Annotated in this window: 12 protein-coding genes; 6 read left to right on the top strand and 6 right to left on the bottom strand. The window is 25.0% G+C overall.

From position 1 onward, the window contains the following. Positions 1-68: 68 nt before the first annotated feature. On the top strand, positions 69-2630 hold the full coding sequence (gene topA, locus BUSG_RS01440) for a type I DNA topoisomerase (protein ID WP_011053798.1): 2562 nt from the start codon (positions 69-71) through the stop codon (positions 2628-2630). Between the two features lie 10 nt (positions 2631-2640). Here the strand turns inward: topA and BUSG_RS01445 are convergent, their stop codons facing one another. Next, on the bottom strand, positions 2641-3450 hold the full coding sequence (locus tag BUSG_RS01445) for an inositol monophosphatase family protein (RefSeq protein WP_011053799.1): 810 nt from the start codon (positions 3448-3450) through the stop codon (positions 2641-2643). Between the two features lie 163 nt (positions 3451-3613). Between BUSG_RS01445 and BUSG_RS01450 the strand changes: the two genes are divergently transcribed. From BUSG_RS01450 to glyA, 4 genes are all read left to right on the top strand, one after another. Further along, complete coding sequence (locus BUSG_RS01450) at positions 3614-4705, top strand: bifunctional tRNA (adenosine(37)-C2)-methyltransferase TrmG/ribosomal RNA large subunit methyltransferase RlmN (protein WP_011053800.1); 1092 nt, start codon at positions 3614-3616, stop codon at positions 4703-4705. Between the two features lie 113 nt (positions 4706-4818). Beyond that, positions 4819-5922, top strand: a complete 1104-nt coding sequence (ispG, locus tag BUSG_RS01455) for a flavodoxin-dependent (E)-4-hydroxy-3-methylbut-2-enyl-diphosphate synthase (protein WP_011053801.1) — start codon at positions 4819-4821, stop codon at positions 5920-5922. A 44-nt stretch (positions 5923-5966) separates the two neighbouring features. After that, positions 5967-7253, top strand: coding sequence for a histidine--tRNA ligase (hisS, locus tag BUSG_RS01460; RefSeq protein ID WP_011053802.1), 1287 nt, complete (start codon positions 5967-5969; stop codon positions 7251-7253). A gap of 71 nt (positions 7254-7324) precedes the next feature. Further along, positions 7325-8578: a serine hydroxymethyltransferase gene (gene glyA / locus BUSG_RS01465; RefSeq protein WP_011053803.1), complete on the top strand. Its 1254-nt coding sequence runs from the start codon at positions 7325-7327 to the stop codon at positions 8576-8578. An 89-nt stretch (positions 8579-8667) separates the two neighbouring features. Here the strand turns inward: glyA and bioD (BUSG_RS01470) are convergent, their stop codons facing one another. The 3 genes from bioD (BUSG_RS01470) to bioB form a co-directional block, all read right to left on the bottom strand. Then, positions 8668-9225 carry a dethiobiotin synthase gene (bioD, locus tag BUSG_RS01470; protein ID WP_369665113.1) on the bottom strand — a complete coding sequence of 186 codons (558 nt, stop codon included), beginning with the start codon at positions 9223-9225 and terminating at the stop codon, positions 8668-8670. Beyond that, on the bottom strand, positions 9171-9374 hold the full coding sequence (gene bioD, locus BUSG_RS03290) for an ATP-dependent dethiobiotin synthetase BioD (protein ID WP_244372261.1): 204 nt from the start codon (positions 9372-9374) through the stop codon (positions 9171-9173). The genes bioD (BUSG_RS01470) and bioD (BUSG_RS03290) overlap by 55 nt, the downstream gene beginning before the upstream one ends. Before the next feature lie 225 nt (positions 9375-9599). Further along, positions 9600-10628 carry a biotin synthase BioB gene (bioB, locus tag BUSG_RS01475; RefSeq protein ID WP_011053804.1) on the bottom strand — a complete coding sequence of 343 codons (1029 nt, stop codon included), beginning with the start codon at positions 10626-10628 and terminating at the stop codon, positions 9600-9602. A gap of 80 nt (positions 10629-10708) precedes the next feature. Here bioB and bioA point away from each other — a divergent pair, with 80 nt between their 5' ends. Beyond that, on the top strand, positions 10709-12007 hold the full coding sequence (bioA, locus tag BUSG_RS01480) for an adenosylmethionine--8-amino-7-oxononanoate transaminase (protein ID WP_011053805.1): 1299 nt from the start codon (positions 10709-10711) through the stop codon (positions 12005-12007). Between the two features lie 25 nt (positions 12008-12032). On the opposite strand, the gene pgl is transcribed toward bioA, so the two are convergent. Together pgl and mfd are read right to left on the bottom strand one after the other, a co-directional pair. Beyond that, entirely contained in the window at positions 12033-13034 is a 1002-nt protein-coding gene (gene pgl, locus BUSG_RS01485; RefSeq protein WP_011053806.1) for a 6-phosphogluconolactonase, read from the bottom strand. 91 nt (positions 13035-13125) lie between these two features. Then, entirely contained in the window at positions 13126-15183 is a 2058-nt protein-coding gene (gene mfd / locus BUSG_RS01490; RefSeq protein ID WP_044006050.1) for a transcription-repair coupling factor, read from the bottom strand. Positions 15184-15299 lie beyond the last annotated feature (116 nt).

Genomic DNA, 15299 nt, shown 5'->3' on the forward strand with positions numbered 1-15299 from the left:
CTATTGTAAATTATAATTGTGACTTTGTCTTATTATTAAAGAGATTTTGATATTATTGGATAAAAATTATGTGTAAATCTTTAGTTATTGTTGAATCACCAGTAAAAGCAAAAACTATAAGTAAATATTTAGGTAAGCAATATATAGTCAAATCTAGTGTGGGTCATGTACGAGATTTAATAAATAATAAATCTAAAAACAAAAAAAATATTAAAAAATCTAATATCAAACATAATGAAAAAACAGCTTTAATACAACAAATGGGGATTAATCCATATAAAAATTGGAAAGCAGAATATCATATTTTACCTGGTAAGGAAAAAATTATTTCTGAGTTAAAAAATATTGCAAATAAAGTTCACTATATATATCTTGCTACTGATTTAGATAGAGAAGGTGAAGCAATAGCGTGGCATTTAAAAGAGGTAATTGGAGGAAATTCTCTTAAATTTAGACGTGTTGTTTTTAATGAAATAACTAAAAAATCAATTGAAAAAGCTTTTCAAAATATTGGTAAAATTAATATGAACCGGGTGTATTCGCAACAAGCTCGTCGATTTATGGATAGAATTGTAGGCTATATGATTTCACCTTTATTATGGAAAAAAATCTCAAGAGGATTATCTGCAGGTCGTGTTCAATCTGCAGCTGTTCGACTTATAACAGATCGAGAATATGAAATAAAAAATTTTATCGAACGTGAACATTGGAAAATTAGTCTTTCTCTTTTATCTAAAGAAAATAAAAAAGTCACGATGGATATAACACATTATAGAAATAAAACATTTTTATTAAATAATAAAAAAGAGGTAAATTCTACAATAGAAAAAATAAAAAATTTATCTTTTATTATTACAGATCGAAAGGATAAAATTTTCAAAAAAAAACCACCAGCTCCATTAATTACCTCGACGTTACAACAAGCTTCTAATATTGATTTGGGATTTAGTGTAAAAAAAACAATGTTTTTAGCGCAAAAATTATATGAGCAAGGATATATAACTTATATAAGAACTGATTCTTATTTTTTAAGTAATTATGCTATTGAAAAAGTTAGATCGTATATAGAAAATTTTTATGGAAGTGATTTTTTGCCTAAAAAATCAAATATATACTCAAATCAAAAATATTCTCAAGAAGCTCATGAAGCTATTCGACCTTCAGATGTCCAAGTTGTAAATATTGATAATTGTGATCCAGATGCTAAAAAATTATATAAATTAATTTGGAATTATTTTATTGCTTCTCAAATGAAATCAGAAAGATATAAATCTATTAAAACGACAGTTATGGCTGATGTATTTAAATTACAGTCAAATACAAAAATAGTGCTCTTTTCAGGATGGACTAAAATTTTGAAAAAATCAAATAATGTTAATTTTAAATTTCCTGTTTTAGATATAGGAACTACATTGATTTTAGATAAAATTTTGCCTCATCAAATCTTTACTAAGCCTCCACCACGTTTTAGTGAGTCATCTTTAGTACGTGAATTAGAAAAAAAAGGTATTGGAAGACCTTCTACCTACGCTACTATAATAACGAAAATAAAAGAAAAAGGGTATTTAAAGATAAAAAAAAATAAATTTTATGCTGCAAAAATAGGAGAAATTCTTATAACTCGATTGAAAAAAAATTTTTCTGATTTAGTTGATTATGATTTTACAGCTCGTATGGAAAAAAATCTTGATCAAGTTTCTGATAAATTAATTAATTGGAAACATTTGTTGAATTCTTTTTTTGATAATTTTTCTCAACAGTTAGAACAAGCAAAAAAACCTCCTGAAGAAGGTGGTATGGAACTTAATACGACTGTTCCGACTGAAATTGATTGCTCTTTATGTAATAAAAAAATGGGGATTAAAACCGCTGTTACAGGTGTATTTTTAAGCTGTTTAGGATATAATTCAGAACCTAATGAAAAACGCTGTAAAAATACAATAAATTTAATTTCATTAAATGATTTGAGTACAACAAAAAAAGAAGAAAAAAATTTTCATTTAAAAAATAGATGTAAAAAATGCAATTTGGTAATGGACGTGTATTTAATTAATGAAAATTTAAAAATTTTCATTTGTATAAATAATCCTAGTTGTAATGGTTACAATCTTAAAAAAGGCATATTTAAAAAAAGTTTAAATTGCTCATTAAAAAAAATAAAATGTGAAAAATGTAAAAATGATATGTTATTTAAAACAGGTAGATTTGGAAATTTTTTCATGTGCATTAATGATACATGTAAAAATACACGAAAAATTTTACCTAACGGTGAAATATCAGAACCAAAATTTGAACCTATTCCATTTCCTGATATATTATGTGAAAAATCTAATACATGGTTTGTTTTAAGAGAGGGAATTTCTGGTATTTTTTTTGCTGCAAATACCTTTCCTAAATCGCGTGAAACAAGATCTCCTTTTGTAGAAGAACTTGCTAGATTTGAATATTTATTACCAAAAAAATTACACTATTTAGCTAGCGCACCTCAAAGAGATAACAAAGGAAATAAAACTATAGTATGTTTTAATAAATTAAATAAACAGCAATATATTGCCTCTAAAAAAGAAGGAAAATTTACAGGTTGGGCAGCTTTTTTTATTGATAGAAAATGGTGTATTGTGAATAAATAACATAAACTAATTAATTATTGAAAGAGTAACATTGACTTATTTTTTCAGTAATTAATCTCATAAATTTCGAACTACTAGTTAAATTTGAAGTACAAAAATTACCTTTTTCACTTTTTTTTTCACTATTTTCAGTAAACTTACTAGTTAAACAACCTGCTTCTCTTGCTTGTAATTTTCCTGCTATAAGATTAATGGATTGTGGATTAAAATCAAATAAACAATCTATTCTACCAGAAGCTACATATGCTAAATCCAATAGAGTAGAACCTGTGCATCTAAGAGAAATTCCAGACAAAATTAACTTTTTATATATTTTTAAATAAAATAAAGATTTTGCGTAGTGTTTAAGAGGTAAATTAATAGCTATAGTGCTATAATTTAAACTGTTAATATTATTGCATCTAATACGATAACCATTTAATTGTGAACCTTGTCCCTTGACAGCTGTAAATAAATCATTTCTTATAGGATCATATATTACTGAAATTTCTGTATTATTTTTCATAATAACAGCAATAGATATACAAAAATGCGGAAAATTTTTAATGAAATTATTTTTTCCGTCTAATTCATTAATAATCCATAAAGTATTTTTTTCATTTTTTATAAGATCAGTATTTTTATTCAAAATGATATGATTAGGATAAGATTTATAAATTACTTCACTAATTATTCTATATGTTTTATACATTATGTTTTTAATAAATATTTTCTTTTTATCTAAATCTTCTTTAATAAATTTTTGAGTATCATAATTTTGTACAATAATGTTTCCTCCTTTTCGAATTGCACGAATGGCAATATTTAACATGGGATGCATTATATTCTCCTAAATTTTAAAAAAATAAATTTTTTGTAAAAAAAATATATTATTTTTTATAATATCATAATTTATATATTTGTAATATTTTTTAATTAAACTAATTATTATAACAATTATTTATATATAAAATATTTGTGAACTAATTACTTAAGGCTATTAGATGCATAAAAGTATTAATATAAAAAATATTTCTGATGATAAAATCAACTTATTAGATTTAAATCGTAAAGAAATAGAAATTTTTCTTCTTTCTCTTGGAGCAAAAAAATTTGTTACAGATCAACTTATGAAATGGATTTACAATCGTCATTGCAATAATTTTAATTTAATGTCAAATCTTAAAAAAGATATCAGAAAAAAATTAAATGAACGATCTTATATATTTGCATCAAATTTTATAGAAGAAAAAATATCTTATGATGGTACTGTAAAATGGATTACATCTATTGATAAACAAAAAATAGAAACTATTTATATTCCTGAAAAAAAACGTGCTACTCTTTGTGTTTCTTCTCAAATTGGTTGTTCTTTAAAATGCAAGTTTTGTGCTACTGGGCAACAAGGTTTTAATAGAAATTTAAAAGTGTCAGAAATCATTTCGCAAATTTGGCAAGCAAATAAAATTTTAAAAGAAAAAAAAAATAACAGTACAATTACTAACATAGTTTTTATGGGTATGGGCGAACCTTTATTAAATTTAAATAACGTTATTTCTGCAATAAAAATTATTTTAGATAAAAATGGATTTGGATTATCGAAACGTCGTATTACTCTCTCTACTTCAGGAATTGTACCAGCATTAAATAAACTTATTAAAAAGATTGATGTTAGTTTAGCTATATCTTTACATGCACCAAATGATTTTATTAGAAATTCAATTATGCCGATAAATATGAAATATAATATCAAATCTTTTTTAAACTCTGTTTCTAAATACTTAAAACATTCTCATGCAAATAGAGGTGGTGTTACTGTAGAATATGTCATGCTGAGGGGTATTAATGATTTAAATGAACATGCTGAAGAATTAGGAAATATTTTAAAAAAAATACCTAGTAAAATAAATCTTATTCCTTGGAATTTTTTTAAAAATGCAAACTTTATATGCAGTAGTAAGAATAGGATTAATATTTTTGCAAATATTTTAAGAAAAAAAGGGTTTAATACAACAATTAGAAAAAATAGAGGTCAAGATATTGGCGCTGCATGCGGTCAATTAACTGGTGATATAGTTAATCGTATTAAAAATTAATTATAAATTTTTTAAGCCTATTAACGTTTAAACGTTTTTAATATTTTATCTAAAATACTAAAATACTCTTGTAATTTATAAAGACAATATTAAGCATATATATATAACGAAAAATGAATAAATATAAAAATATTAAAAGAAGAAAATCTAATCGTATTTATGTTGGTAATGTACCTATTGGAGATGGAGCACCTATTTCTGTGCAGTCAATGACTAATACTCAAACTACAAATATAGAAGAAACAATAAAACAAATTATAAAATTGAAAAAAGTAGGAGTAGATATTGTTCGAATTTCAGTTCCTACCCTAGAAGCTGCAGAGTCATTTAAAATAATTAAATTAAATGTAGACGTTCCATTAATTGCTGATATACATTTTGATTATAGATTAGCTATTAAATCAATAAAATATGGAGCTGATTGTTTAAGAATTAATCCAGGTAATATTGGCAACAAAAGAAGAATATTAGACATCGTTAATTGTGCAAAAGACAAAAATATACCTATTAGAATTGGTGTTAATGCAGGTTCATTAGAAAATGATTTATTAAAAAAATACAAATCACCAATTCCTGAAGCTTTAGTAGAATCAGCTATCAGACATATTGAATATTTAGATAGTTTAAACTTTAATCAATTTAAAGTTAGTGTAAAGACATCTGATGTCTTTTCAGCAATAGAAGCAAATGAAATTTTAGCAAAAAAAACTGTGCAACCAATACATATTGGGATAACGGAATCAGGAGCTTTACGCAATGGGATAGTCAAATCTTCTATTGGAATAACTTCTTTATTATTATCTGGTATTGGTGATACTTTAAGAATTTCACTTGCTGCAGATCCAGTAGAAGAGGTAAAGGTAGGATATGATATTTTAAAAACTTTAGGAATTAGATTTAGGGGTGTTAATTTTATTGCATGTCCGACTTGTTCTAGGCAAGAATTTAATGTAATTGATGTAGTAAATCAATTAGAAAAAAATTTGGAAGATCTTTCAACTCCTATGAATGTTTCTATTATCGGTTGTATTGTTAATGGAATAGGAGAGGCTAAGGTATCTACATTAGGAATTGTTGGAGGATCTAAAACAAGTGCATTATATAAAGATGGTATTCGTCAAAAAAACAAGTTAAAAAATCAAGAAATTATCAAAGAATTAGAGATTAAAATTCGTAAAAAAGCAAAATCATTAGATAAATTAAAAAAAATTATTTAACTACGATTAAAAAATAAACATAAGAAAAATAATAAGAGAAAATAGTGAATAAAAAAATTAATTCAGTAAGAGGAATGCACGATTATCTTCCTGAAGAATTAAAAATTTGGAAAAAAATAGAAAATATTATTCAAAAAATATTAACTAGTTATTGTTATGAAGAAATTAGATTACCTATATTAGAAAAAACTAAAATTTTTCAAAGAGCTATTGGAAATATAACTGATGTAGTTGAAAAAGAAATGTATTCTTTTAAAGATAAAAAGGGAAATAGTTTAACTTTGCGTCCTGAAGGAACGGTGGGTTGTGTGCGTGCTATAATAGAAAATAATCTATTATTTCAAAAAAAACAAAGATTTTGGTATTTAGGTCCTATGTTTAGATATGAAAGGCCACAAAAGGGAAGATATCGTCAATTTTATCAGTTAGGTGTTGAAGTATTTGGATTGAATACACCAGATATTGATTTAGAAATTATTTTATTAATAAGTCGTTTATGGAAATGTTTAGGTATTAATCTTCATATAAAATTAGAAATTAATTCAATTGGTTCAAAATTAGATCGTATTAAATATCAAAAAGAGTTAGTTTTTTTTCTTGAAAAATATAAAAATATTTTAGATGAAGATTCTAAAAAACGATTATATACTAATCCTTTTAGGATCTTAGATTCTAAAAACGACATGATGCAGAAAATTTTAAAAAAAGCTCCATTATTAAAAAATTATATCAATACTTCTGCAATTAATCACTTTAATAGTCTATGTAATATGATGGATTCATATGGAATCAAATATATACACAACCAAAATTTAGTACGTGGGTTAGATTATTATAATAGTACTGTATTTGAATGGAAAATTGATCAAATTGGATCACAAAATACTATTTGTGCTGGCGGGAGATATGATTCTTTAGTTCAAGAATTAGGTGGAAATAAAACATCTGCAATAGGATTTGCAATAGGTATTGAACGTTTAGTTTTATTAATAAAATCATTAAATATTATCTCTTGCAAAGAAGAAGACATCAATATCTATATCATATTTATAGGAGAATTAAATAAAATTTATGCAATAAGCTTATCAGAAGAAATAAGAAATATATATCCTAAATTAAAAATATTTGTAGATTTCATGACTTGTAGTCTTTCAAAAAAAATAAAAAATGCTGTAGATTCTCTAGCTCATATTGCAATTTTAATAGGTGCAAACGAAATAAAAAAAAATTGTTTTTTATTAAAAGATTTAAAAAGGGGGAGGGAATATTTTTTTTCAAAAAGTGAATTAATATTAAAGATTAAAAAAATTTTTTACAAACAAGGTAATTAAAAGAAAATATTTTTATAAAATTTCGTTATATATGTTTGATATTTATCTTATTTTAAATTTATAGGAAAAAAATGTTTAATACAAAAATAGAATTTTCAAAATATGATCCAGAATTATGGAAAGCGATAGATCAAGAAAAAAATAGACAAGAAAACCATATAGAATTAATCGCATCAGAAAATTATACTAGTAATTACGTTATGCATGTACAAGGTTCACAATTAACTAACAAATATGCAGAAGGTTATCCTGAAAAACGTTACTATGGTGGTTGCAAATATGTAGATATTATAGAAAAATTAGCGATTAATCGAGCTAAAAAACTCTTTAATGCTGATTATGCCAACGTTCAACCTCATTCAGGATCTCAAGCTAATTTTGCTGTTTATACAGCACTGTTAAATCCTGGTGATACAATATTAGGCATGAAATTATCGCACGGAGGTCATTTAACACATGGTTCTTCTGTAAATTTTTCAGGGAAAACATATAATGTTATTGGGTATGGAGTAGATAAAAAAGGAAATATTGACTATCAAGAAATTTTAACATTAGCAAAGAAATATAAACCTAAAATGATTATTGGTGGTTTTTCAGCCTATTCTGGCATTTGTAATTGGTCAAAAATGCGCGATATTGCTGACGAAATTAACGCTTATTTTGTTGTTGATATTGCTCACGTTGCTGGTTTAATAGCGGCGAATCTTTATCCTAATCCTATAGATTATGCACATGTTGTAACAAGTACGACACATAAAACATTAGCAGGTCCTCGAGGTGGTTTAATTTTAGCTAAAAATGGAACTAATACTTTCTATAAAAAAATAAATTTATCTGTTTTTCCAGGAGCACAAGGTGGACCGCTTATGCATGTTATTGCAGCAAAAGCTATTGCTTTTAAAGAAGCTTTAGAACCTGCTTTTAAAATATATCAAAAACAGGTAATTAAAAATGCTCAAGTTATGGTTCAATCTTTTTTAAAAAAAGATTATCAAATTGTATCCGGAAACACATTTAATCATTTATTTTTACTAGATTTAACAAGCAAAAATATAACTGGACAAGAAGCTGATATTGCTTTGGGTAAATGTAATATAACTGTTAATAAAAATACTATTCCAAATGATCTTAGAAGTCCTTTTATTACATCAGGAATTCGTATTGGGACACCTGCGGTTACAAAAAGAGGTTTTAAAGAAAACGAAATGTTACAAATATCAGATTGGATCGTTCATATTTTAAATAATATTAAAGATAAAAATAGTCTTCTTGGCATAAAAAATGAAGTATTAAAACTCTGTTCAAAATATCCTGTCTATATTTAAATCAAAAAAAGCTTAGTATATCCATCTTTGTTAAAGATAATATTAATTATAATAATAATAAATTTTTGAAAAAAATTTACTTTTATATTTTATTCAGGAACCAGAATTTTTATTTTTTTAAAATTAATTGAATGTATGTTTTTTAAATAAGGAATTGTTCCTAATAATGGTGATTTAATATAACTTAACAAAGTTTGGATATAATACGAAGTGTATTTATTTTTCGGAATTATATTATTAGCAATCCATCCTAAACATGTTAAATTTTCTGAAAGAATAGCTTTTTCAGTTAAGATAGCATGATTAATACATCCTAATTTGATACCTACGACAAAGATAATTTCTAATTGTTCTTCTTTAACCCAATCTGAAAAAGACACTCTGTCAGATAAAGGTGTATACCAGCCTCCAGCTCCCTCTATCAAAATCCAATTAGATTTTTTAGAAATACGACGCAACCCTAAAGATAAATCTTTTTTCCGTATAACTTTTTTTTGAATTAAACTCATCATATGAGGAGGTATGTTGCCAGAAAATGAAATTGGATTTACTTCTTTATAATCTAATATAACAGAACTATTTTCTTTTAAAATTATAGCATCTTGATTGATAAATTTATATTTTTTTTTTTTTGCATTACAGAAGATATCATCTTACGTTTTTTTATTCCAGAAGATATCGGTTTATATCCTGCAGTTTTATATCCTAATTCATTAGCTTTTTTTAATAAAATACCGCTTACAATTGTTTTTCCGATACCTGTATCAGTACCTGTGATAAATATTTTTTTTATCATAATTGATTTAATTAGTTAAGTAAAATATACGATGTAGATTGTTTATTAAAGTTAATTGTTTTAAATTTATAAAAATTTAAGTTGGGTAACTCAACTCAGTTTATTCTATGTATTTAATTAATTTATTAATACAAAAGAATATAACGGTTGGTTACTCAAATTAAAAAATAGATATTTTAAAATAAATAAAAATATTTCTTAAAAAATATCTTTGTATTTAGTTTATTAAATTGCCGCATTATAGTATTGTGCTTTATTTACATCAGATATTTTTAAGTTTTCATTATTTTTATTTTCTTCTGTAATGCTTTGTATCTTGTAATCAGGAAAAAGATCTAATTTTTCAAAAAGTTTTTGATCTTTTTCTTCTTTCGGATTACTTGAAGTTAATAATTTACATCCATAAAAAATAGAATTTGCTCCTGCCATAAAACACATAGCTTGAGTTTCATCACTCATGTTTTCACGACCTGCAGACAATCGAATATAAGATTTTGGCATCATAATTCTTGTAGCTGCAATAACTCTAATAAATTCAAATGGATCGACATTTTCATTTTTTTCCATAGGTGTTCCTGGTATTTTTACTAACATATTTATTGGTACACTTTCTGGTTGAATAGATAAATTAGATAATTCCATTAAAAGTTCCATACGATCTTGTTTTTTTTCCCCAAGACCAATAATTCCTCCAGAACAAATTTTCATACCTGAATTTCGAACCTTTTTTAAAGTACTTAAACGTTCTTCATATGTACGAGTTGTTATAATACTGCTATAAAAATTAGATGATGTATCTAAATTATGATTATAAAAATCTAAACCTGCTTTAGCTAATTTTTTTGCCTGAGAATTATTTAATGTTCCTAAAGTCATACAGGTTTCCATGCCCATTTTTTTTACTTCTTTAACAATTTTTTCTAAATATGGCATATCTTTTTCTTTAGGATTTTTCCATGCAGCACCCATGCAAAATCGAGTTGAACCTGAAGATTTAGCTTTTTTTGCAGCTTTTAAAATTTGTTCTATTTCTAATAACGGCTCTTTTTTTAAACCAGTTTTATATCTTGAACTTTGTGGACAATACTTGCAATCTTCTGGACACGCTCCAGTTTTAATTGATAGTAATGTACTAATTTGTATTCTATTAGGATTAAAATATTCACGGTGTTTTTTTTGAGCTTCGAATATAAGATCAAAAAAGGGTTTTGAAAAAAGTTTTTTTGTATCTTCTAGGTTCCATTTTCGTTTCATATTAATCTCCAAAAAAAATATGATTTTGTTTAATTAAAAGTTTATAATGAATTATTTAATATTTTTATATATAAATCATAATGAGTCAATCTGATATATTTTTTGATCATAAACATATTTGGCATCCATATTCTTCTATGGTCAATCCTCTTCCTTGTTATTCTGTAATATCAGCAAAAGGTGTTTATTTAAAATTAAAAAATGGAAAAAATATAATAGATGGTATGTCTTCATGGTGGTCTACCATACACGGTTATAATCATCCTATATTAAATAAATCTTTAAAAAAACAAATAAGAAAAATGTCCCATGTAATGTTTGGAGGGATTACTCATCCTTCTGCTATTCTACTTTGTAGAAAATTGCTAAAATTAACTCCAAAAAAATTAGATTGTGTTTTTCTTTCTGATTCTGGTTCAATAGCTATTGAAGTTGCAATAAAAATGTTAATACAATATTGGGAAGCATTAGGACAAAAAAGAACACAAATTCTAACAATTAAAAATGGATATCATGGAGATACTTTTTCAGCTATGTCCATTTCTGATCCCAATAATTCTATGCATAAAATATATAACAAATTTTTACCTAAAAATTTATTTGCAGAAACACCTACTTCTTCTTTTCATAAAGAATGGAATTCTATTGATATCCAATCTTTTAAAAAAATAATAGAAAAAAAATCAAAAAAAATAGCTGGTGTAATACTAGAACCTATTGTACAAGGTGTAGGAGGAATGAATTTTTATCATCCTACATATCTAAAAGAAATAAAAAAATTATGTAAAGCTTATTCTATTCCATTAGTATTTGATGAAATTGCAACAGGATTCGGCCGTACTGGAAAATTTTTTGCTTTTCAACACGCTAATGTTATACCAGATATACTATGTTTAGGTAAAGCTATGACAGGTGGTACAATAACATTAGCTGCCACTTTAACTTCACGAAATATTGCACATACAATTAGCAGCAGTAAGGTAAGTTGCTTTATGCATGGACCAACTTATATGGGTAATCCATTAGCATGTGCAGTGGCTAATGCTAATATAAAAATATTAGAAAAAAATGAATGGAAAAAACAAGTTATTAACATTGAAAAACAACTTTGTCAAAGTTTATTACCGTTAATTCATCATCCAAGAGTAGTAGATGTTCGCGTATTAGGTGCAATTGGTGTAGTTGAATGTTTTCATTTTGTAAACATGGCTCTCATACAAAAATTTTTTGTAAAAAATGGTGTTTGGATTCGACCTTTTAAAAAAATAATTTATATTGTACCACCTTATATTATAAGTATGAATTGTTTAAAAAAACTTATCAATGTTATTGAAAAATCTTTAGATAATGATACATTATTTAATGTAGAAAATATTTAATTTATAATATTTCTCTTTGAAAAATTTAAATTAAAAATGAAGTTATCCATAAAGGACCGTTACCTGTTTGATATTGATTTATTTTTTTTAATTCACCTGTTTTTTGACAAATTTTATATACACTTAACTTATTAGATTTTTGTCCAATAACTATTAAATAATTATTATTTCTATCAATACAAAATGCACGAGGTTGTTCTTCTGTAAGATATTGTTTAAAAAAAATAATTGTATTATCATTTTTATTAACATGAAATAGTGAAATACTATTCAAATATCTATCGGATACATATAAAAAATTGCCGCATGAAGTTAAGTGAATATCAGAAGACCAATATTTTTTTGAAATCAAATCATTTAATAATTTTATATTTTGTATGTTTTTTACCTCTAATACTTTATTTTCTTTAGATATTTTCCATACGTCAACACTACCATTTAATTCATTAACGGTATAAGAAAAATTTTGATTAGGATGAAATATAACATGACGTGGTCCTGAATTTTTTTGAGAAAAAACTAATTTTTGTTCTGTGCTTTTCAATATACCAAAATGTGTTAAGTAATATAAATAAATACAATCATTTTTTAATGAAGTTATAAATAAAACATTATATTTACTATTGAATTTAGCAGCATGACAACCTTCAATATTATGAATAATTTGTATTGGGTCTTTAGGAATTCCATTTTTGTCTAATGGACTTACACTTATGCAATCAGCATGATAAGAACTACAGAATAAAAACTTTTCACTGCTATCGAAAGAAATATAATTAGGAGTACCAGGAACAATACTTTCTTTTTTTTTTTTCAATAAACCGTTTTTATCTATCTGATAGGTAATAACACGATTCTTAGGACGAATTCCAGCATATAATAACTTTGTATTTTTTATAATTGAAATAGGTTGTACCTGACCATCAGTTTGAACTGTTTGTATTAATTTCATATCTCCGTTGTTATATAAAATCCAGACCTCTATATTTTCACTTTCCGCGTTAGCAATATAAATAATTTGTTGCATACATTTTCCTCAATATTTTTTTAAAAAAATAAATATTTTTTATATAATTCTTCATAAAATTTTTTAAGAATAACTTTAATCTATTTTGATTTTATATTGTTTTTTTACTTAAATTTTTTAGCAAATTTTTAATCCATTTCAGACGTGTATAATCGTCTTTCAAATCATGAAAAAAATTTAATTTTATTGAATTTTCCATTTTCCAAAAATTAGGTTCTTGTTTAAATAGTTTTAATAAATATTCTGTATTGATAGAATTATGGGTATCAAATTCTATAATTCCTATTTTCCCATTAGACTTAATTCGTACAATACCAATCTCTTCTGTTAACAATCTAATTTTAGAAATTAAAATTAGATTTTTTGCAGGAATAGGTAATTTTCCAAATTTTTTTACTAATTCAGATTGAATTTTCTCTATATCATTTTTATTTTTAGAATTTGCAATTTTTTTATAGTAAAATAATCTTGTATTTACATCGAAAATATAATTTGAAGGTAATAAAGAAGGTACATAGAGCTCAACATCTGATTTTTTTATTAAATTTTCTAATGAGGGTTGTGTTGTGCTATTTTTTAAAATTTTAATTGCTTTTTTTAATAATTTTATATATAAAGAAAAACTAATATTCTGTATATGACCACTTTGTTCCTTACCTAATAATTCACCTATACCTCTGATTTCTAAATCTTCATTTGATAAGGTAAATCCTCCTCCAAAATTATTTATTGATGAAATAGCATATAATCTTTTTTGTGCATCTGGTGTAATTTTTTTCAAATTATTAACAAGAAAAAAAGAGTATGCTTGACAATTTGATCTTCCAATTCTTCCTCTAAGTTGATGAAGTTGAGATAATCCGAAATAATCTGAATTTTCTACAATAATTGTATTTGCTTTGGGTATATCAATACCACTTTCAATAATAGTTGTACAAACTAAAACATTAAAATTTTTATGATAAAACTCGTTCATTGTCCTTTTTAATTCAGATTTTTTCATTTTAGCATGACCTATTTTAATGTTTGCTTCAGGAACTAAATTTGATAATTTCCTTGCTATATTATTGATATTTTGAACTTTATTATAAATATAATATACCTGTCCACCTCTAGATATTTCACGTACAATTGCCTTTTTTACTAAAATAGGATTATATTCTTCTATAAAGGTTTTTATTTTTAATCTTTCTTTAGGAGGTTGTGATATAATAGATAAATCCCTGATACCTGTCATGGCCATATTAAGAGTACGAGGTATAGGTGTAGCTGTTAAAGTTAATATATCAATATTAGGATATAACTTTTTTATGGTTTCTTTATGATTTACACCAAATCGATGTTCTTCATCAATAATCAGTAAACCAAGATCGTGCCAATTTATTTTTTTTAGTAAAACCTTATGTGTTCCTATTAATATTTTAATATCTCCATTTTGAATTTTTTTTAAAATGTTTTCTTGTTCTTTTGCATTTCTGAATCGAGATAAAAAATCAATTTTGACAGACCAATTATGAAAACGTTTTTTAAAATTATTGAAATGTTGCTGTGCTAATAAGGTAGTCGGTACTAAAACAATAACTTGTTTATAATTTAAAACAGATATGAAAGCAGCTCTTATTGCTACTTCTGTTTTACCAAATCCCACGTCTCCACAAATTAATCTATCCATTGGAATTGATTTTTTCATATCGTTTAGTACGCATCGTATCGCTTCGTCTTGATCTAATGTGGTCTTAAATGGAAACTCTTTGCAAAAACATTGATACTTCTTTTCATTAATTTGAAATGAAAATCCATTTTGAGATGATCTCTTTGCATAAACATCCAATAAACAGGCTGCATGATCATAAAGATTTTTATTAATTTTCTTTTTTTCTTTGTTCCAAACATTATCACCTAATTTGTGAAGTGGTGTATTTTCTTCTGTAATTCCAAAATAAGGAGAAATAAGATGTAAATGAGAAATAGGAACATACAATTTATCTTGTTCCGCATATAAAATCACTAAATATTCAGATTCAATACTCGCAGTTTCTATTTTAGTTAATCCTTGATACCGTCCAATACCATGTTCAATATGTATAATAGGATCATTAAATTTTAATTGATCTAAATTTTTTTTTTTTTGAAAAACATTTTTTTTCATTGATATAAGAGATTTATTTTTATTAAAATTGGGAAAGATTTTTTTACAGGAATAAATAAAGAGTTATCTTTCATATTTATAAATGCATTATATAAATTTCCTATGATGTAAAAATA

The sequence above is a fragment of the Buchnera aphidicola str. Sg (Schizaphis graminum) genome, assembly GCF_000007365.1.
GTDB lineage: Bacteria > Pseudomonadota > Gammaproteobacteria > Enterobacterales > Enterobacteriaceae > Buchnera > Buchnera aphidicola.

Coding starts and splice junctions, on each gene's coding strand:
- topA (WP_011053798.1), top strand. CDS start 69: ATGTGTAAATCTTTAGTTATTGTTGAATCACCAGTAAAAGCAAAAACT.
- BUSG_RS01445 (WP_011053799.1), bottom strand. CDS start 3,450: ATGCATCCCATGTTAAATATTGCCATTCGTGCAATTCGAAAAGGAGGA.
- BUSG_RS01450 (WP_011053800.1), top strand. CDS start 3,614: ATGCATAAAAGTATTAATATAAAAAATATTTCTGATGATAAAATCAAC.
- ispG (WP_011053801.1), top strand. CDS start 4,819: ATGAATAAATATAAAAATATTAAAAGAAGAAAATCTAATCGTATTTAT.
- glyA (WP_011053803.1), top strand. CDS start 7,325: ATGTTTAATACAAAAATAGAATTTTCAAAATATGATCCAGAATTATGG.
- bioD (WP_244372261.1), bottom strand. CDS start 9,374: ATGATAAAAAAAATATTTATCACAGGTACTGATACAGGTATCGGAAAA.
- bioB (WP_011053804.1), bottom strand. CDS start 10,628: ATGAAACGAAAATGGAACCTAGAAGATACAAAAAAACTTTTTTCAAAA.
- bioA (WP_011053805.1), top strand. CDS start 10,709: ATGAGTCAATCTGATATATTTTTTGATCATAAACATATTTGGCATCCA.
- pgl (WP_011053806.1), bottom strand. CDS start 13,034: ATGCAACAAATTATTTATATTGCTAACGCGGAAAGTGAAAATATAGAG.
- mfd (WP_044006050.1), bottom strand. CDS start 15,183: ATGAAAAAAAATGTTTTTCAAAAAAAAAAAAATTTAGATCAATTAAAA.